Source organism: uncultured Methanobrevibacter sp., from assembly GCF_902771435.1.
Lineage (GTDB): Archaea > Methanobacteriota > Methanobacteria > Methanobacteriales > Methanobacteriaceae > Methanocatella.
The window spans coordinates 1-5,188 of record NZ_CACXXB010000060.1 but is presented as its reverse complement, the minus strand read 5'-3'; the positions used below and the strand labels follow the sequence as shown (position 1 = coordinate 5,188).

Below are 5,188 nucleotides of genomic sequence, written 5' to 3'. Positions count from 1 at the left end.
AGAATGGGATATTGAAGGAGAAAAAGTTATTATTTCAATTAAAAATTAGGGTGTTATCATGACTTTAGCTGATTCAGAAATTGAATACATTGAAGGAATCCTCGGCAGGAAAATGAATGAATTGGAAGAAGGAATGCTTGATGTAATGTTTTCAGAACATTGTTCCTACAAAAGCAGCAGACCTTTCCTAAGAGCATTTCCAACCGAAGGGGAAAATATTATTTTAGGTCCTGGAGACGATGCAGGACTGGTATCTGTAACTGATAAGTATGCATTGGCTGTAGGAATGGAATCTCACAACCACCCATCAGCTATTGAACCATATGGTGGTGCAGGTACTGGTATTGGCGGAATTTTAAGAGACATTATCTCAATGGGTGCAATGCCTATTGCGCTTTTGGATTCTCTTAGATTCGGTCCTCTTGAAGAGGATGAAAAATCAAGATACTTGTTTGAACATGTTGTAAAGGGAATTTCAGATTACGGAAACCGTGTAGGTGTTCCGACTGTAGCCGGTGAAATAGAATTCGATGAATCATTCAGAACAAATCCTCTGGTTAATGTAATGTGTGTAGGACTTGTGGAAAAGAAAAATATTGTCCGTGCACAGGCACCAAACCATGGTGACGTATTCCTTTTAATGGGAGGAACTACAGGTCGTGACGGAATTCATGGTGTAACATTCGCATCCGAAGAATTGACATCCGACTCTGAAACTGAAGACAGACCTGCAGTACAGGTTGCAGATCCATTTACTAAAAAGAGAGTATTGGAAGCTTCACTTGAAATCATGGAAAAAATTAAAGTTAGTGGAGTTAAGGATTTAGGTGGTGGAGGTCTTACCTGCTGTATTTCAGAACTTGTAGATGCATCTGAAAACGGGGCATTGGTTGACCTACGTGCAATTCCTTTAAGGGAAACCGGAATGACTCCATATGAAATCATGCTTTCCGAATCCCAGGAAAGAATGGTGTTTGTCATCAATCCAGATGATGTGGAACTTGCTCAAAAAATTTGTGACAAGCATGAAATCGTATCAGCAGTAATCGGTGAGGTTATTGAAGGAAATAACATGATTATTTCAGATGAAGGCGATGAAATCGCTAACCTGCCAACAATTTTGCTTGCAGATCCACCTTCAATTGATAGGCCTATAGCAGAGATTCCAGAAGACACTCAAAAACCTGACTTAAAAGAACCTGGAATTTATGAATCCTTGCCAAAATTATTATCCAGTCCGAATATTGCTTCAAAAGAATGGGTATACAAGCAATACGACCATGAAGTTCAAGTCAGAACTGTCGTAAAACCGGGCGATGATGCAGCAGTGCTTAGAATAGATGATGAAACAGCTATTGCACTTACAACAGATTCCAATACAATCCATACCAAATTATCTCCATTTGATGGGGCTGGAGGATGTGTTGCAGAAGCAATAAGAAATGTAATTTCAATGGGCGCAACCCCTTATGCAGTGGTGGACTGTCTTAACTTTGGAAATCCTGAAACTCCTGAAATCCTATGGCAATTTAAAACAGCTATTGAAGGAATGAGTTTGGTAGCTGAAAACTTCAATGCACCTGTAATCAGTGGTAATGTAAGTTTTTACAATGAAACTGAAGGAATTAAAATTAATCCAACTCCTGCCGTTGGTGTAATAGGTGTAGAAAACATCAAAAACATAAGAACCATGGACTTTAAAAATGAAGGGGACAAAATCATTTTAATCGGAAAAACCTATGATGAATTGACCGGTTCAGAATATCACAGATGTATCCATGGCCTTGAAGTTGGAACCGCTCCAAGAATCAGAATAGATGAGGAAGTTGCCAACGGTCAATGTGTCTTAAAACTTATTGATGAGGATGAGGATAAAAATATCACTGCAGTTCACGACGTATCTGCAGGAGGTCTTGCAGTAGCATTGTCTGAAATGGTTATCAAATCAGGTCTCGGATGTGAAGTCGAATTGGTTGATGATGAACTTGATAAAATCCAATTATTATACTCAGAAAGTCATGCAAGATACTTGCTGACTGTCAGTCCTGATGCTTTGGACGATATTTTGGCAAAAATGGATGTTGACGCACAGGTCATCGGTGAGGTAAAAGGAACTTCATTAAACATTAATGGCCACGAATTCAGCTTTGATGATTTAAATGATGCATATCATGGCGTTATAGAAAAATACATGGCATAGATACTTGGGGGAGTTTTAAACATGTTCTTATCAAAATTGGATTCCGTGAAAAATGCTTCAAAGCTATTAAACGATAATCAGAAATTTACTGATACAGAAGAAATTTCTATTTATGATGCTCACAAAAGGGTTTTGGCTGAAGATATAATGGCATTTCACGATTCACCTCCTTTTGATAAATCAGCTATGGATGGATTTGCATTAATTGGCGAAGATACATTTGGAGCTTCACAATCAGCACCAAAGGAATTTAAGATTATTGATGCAATCGGTGCTGGCGATTTTTCAGATAAAACAGTTAAAAATGGTGAAGCTATTGTAATAGCAACAGGAGCTCCAATCCCTAATGGTGCTAATGCAGTTTTAATGAAAGAGTACACTACTGAAGATGGGGATGATTTGACAATTTATTCCCAGGTTACTCCTGGTGAAAATGTGTCTCCCAAATCCGAGGACATTAAAAAAGGTCAAAAGATTTTGGATAAAAATACATTTATCAGATATCAGGAATTGGGTTTGATAGCTTCTGCAGGATATGATAGGGTTAAAGTGTTTAAAAAACCCAAAGTCAAGTTAATTATAACAGGCAATGAACTTGTAGAACCAACTAAGGATGAAATAGATAAGGCAAAAATTATCAATTCCAATCAATTTACAATTAAGGCAATGATTGAGGATTCAGGTGCTCTTTGTGATATCGCACATGCTGGAGATACTTACAGCGAGGTAAAAGAAGCTATTCTTGATGCGTCAAAAGATTATGATGTTATCATGACTACTGGTGGAACAGCCATCAGTAAGGGTGACGTTGTATTGGATGTCATTGATGAGATTGGAGAGATTCTATTTCACGGTGTTGCTATGAGACCCGGCAAACCTGCAGGTGCTGGAATTGTAAACGATAAGATTGTATTCACATTTTCAGGACAGCCTGTTGCGGCAATGTCTCAATTTGATATTTTTGCAAGAAAATACTTGTTTGAAATGCAAGGACGAGAATTTGACTTTAATATTGTCAATAGAGTATCACAACTTAAAATACCTTCTCAATTAGGTAGAACAGATTTTATACGTGCCTTCAGTGATAATGAACATGCAAAACATGTGTTGAACAGAGGTTCTGGCATTATTCGTTCAATGGTTGAGGCGAACAGCTATATCATTATAGACGAAAATGATGAAGGATATCAGAAGGACGATATAGTTGATGTAGTCTTATTTGATTCACTACTTTGGTAGTTCAAGGTGCATTTTAATGAATGGGATTTATTATTATTTGATAGCCTTTGCTGTCATCTGGATATTGGCTGGAATATTCCATAAACAGTTGTCAAATCATGGAGTTGAAATAAACTTTCCAGTATTGATGTGGAAAACCCAAAGACTTCGAGGGCTGATATCTAGAATTTCTAATTTTTCACCAACATTCTGGCGATGGTACATGAATGTTGGTATTGTCGTGGCATTCGGAGCCATGATATTTATAACATGGACATTGGTTTCATCACTTCCTTCGGTTTTTGAAACACCTGCAGTGTCCATAGTCATTCCGGGAGTTGAAATGCCCGGTTCATCAATTTACATTCCGTTCATTTACGGCTTGATAGCTCTTGCAACTGTCCTGATTGTTCATGAGTTTTCACACGGTATCCAGGCTGTCGGAGAAAAAATTCCAATCAAGTCAATCGGTTTGCTGCTGTTTGCAATACTTCCAGGTGCATTCGTTGAACCTGATGAGGATGAACTTAAAAAGGCTAAAAGAATTTCAAGATTAAGGGTTTATGCTGCAGGTTCAATAGCAAATATAACTTTGGCATTGATTGCAATTTTGCTCGTTTCTCTAATATCTACGGGCATTCCAAGCTTTTTTGAAGAGGATGGAATAGCCATTGACAGAATAGTTTCTGATTCTCCTTCTGATGGCGTTTTAAAGGAAGGAATGGTTTTAAAAGCTATTGACAATCATCAGATTAATGATTCATCATCTTATGTTGATATTATTGGGGGATACCATCCCGGTGATAATGTAACGGTTCAAACGGATCAGGGAAGCTATTCGCTGACCTTGGATAAGAATCCAAATAACGAATCCAGAGGATTTTTTGGAATTCAGGCAAATAAGCATTTCAAGCTAATAAATGATAGTTTAGGTCCGATACCTTGGGTTTTATTCGAGCTTCTTGAATTATTCCAGTGGATTTTCATGTTGAACTTAGGAATTGGTCTATTTAATCTGCTTCCACTCAAGCCTTTGGATGGCGGACATATGCTTGAGATATTGTTAAGCTATAAATTACCTGAAGATAAGTGTAAACCGATTGTCAATGCATTATCTCTTGTTATGGCAATGATTATTGTATTCAGTCTTGTTGCAGGATTTTTATGAAAATTGCTCTCAGTTCGTAAATTTGTTCTCAAAAAAAACTGCTTATTTTAAATATTATTAGAATCTAAAAGATTATTGGAGAAATAATTTAATTTTTTTCTCTAGTTAGTGAAAACTAATTATTAAAAAATCCAGTCAAAAGTTGTGGGATTTATATCCTACAACTTTTTTTTTTAAAAAACAGGTATGACTGGTGGAAGGTATTTACTCATTTTCAATCCTCCTTTTTACAGTTTAAAGGAGGTGGTATAATGGATGTAAATATTAATATTAATTTTACATTAATAATTATTTTTTCAGTATATCTCTTATACTACATATTAAAAAACGAGTAAACAGGTAATGAATCAATGATTAGTAAGGTTTTAGAGAATTTTATTCTCGCCGCCTGTTTTTCCTTGCTATAGATTCATTACCAAATTCCATTAAACAAGATTGTTCAATAAAATTAATTATAATTATCTTTTTATTATTTATAAATCTTTTGAAAAAACAGTATTTTAAAAAAAAGAAATAAGGAAAGAATAATTAAATTCTTTCACTTAGAAGTATCTTTCTAAGATTCCTTCTAAGATTTTGTAGTGACGACCTTCGTCTTTGGA

At 36.0% G+C, this 5,188-nt stretch carries 3 protein-coding genes; all 3 read left to right on the top strand.

Annotated elements, in window-relative coordinates:
- Positions 1 to 58: 58 nt before the first annotated feature.
- Genes purL through QZU83_RS09975 form a run of 3 tightly spaced genes read left to right on the top strand, consistent with a single transcriptional unit; the run spans position 59 to position 4,586 of the window.
- Positions 59 to 2,200 carry a phosphoribosylformylglycinamidine synthase subunit PurL gene (gene purL / locus QZU83_RS09985; protein ID WP_295611847.1) on the top strand — a complete coding sequence of 714 codons (2,142 nt, stop codon included), beginning with the start codon at positions 59 to 61 and terminating at the stop codon, positions 2,198 to 2,200.
- Between the two features lie 21 nt (positions 2,201 to 2,221).
- Entirely contained in the window at positions 2,222 to 3,439 is a 1,218-nt protein-coding gene (gene glp, locus QZU83_RS09980; protein WP_295611846.1) for a gephyrin-like molybdotransferase Glp, read from the top strand.
- 16 nt (positions 3,440 to 3,455) lie between these two features.
- Positions 3,456 to 4,586 carry a site-2 protease family protein gene (locus tag QZU83_RS09975; protein WP_295611845.1) on the top strand — a complete coding sequence of 377 codons (1,131 nt, stop codon included), beginning with the start codon at positions 3,456 to 3,458 and terminating at the stop codon, positions 4,584 to 4,586.
- Positions 4,587 to 5,188 lie beyond the last annotated feature (602 nt).

What these genes read in the sequence shown, in the direction of transcription:
- purL (WP_295611847.1), top strand. Translation starts at nt 59, where the DNA reads ATGACTTTAGCTGATTCAGAAATTGAATACATTGAAGGAATCCTCGGC.
- glp (WP_295611846.1), top strand. Translation starts at nt 2,222, where the DNA reads ATGTTCTTATCAAAATTGGATTCCGTGAAAAATGCTTCAAAGCTATTA.
- QZU83_RS09975 (WP_295611845.1), top strand. Translation starts at nt 3,456, where the DNA reads ATGAATGGGATTTATTATTATTTGATAGCCTTTGCTGTCATCTGGATA.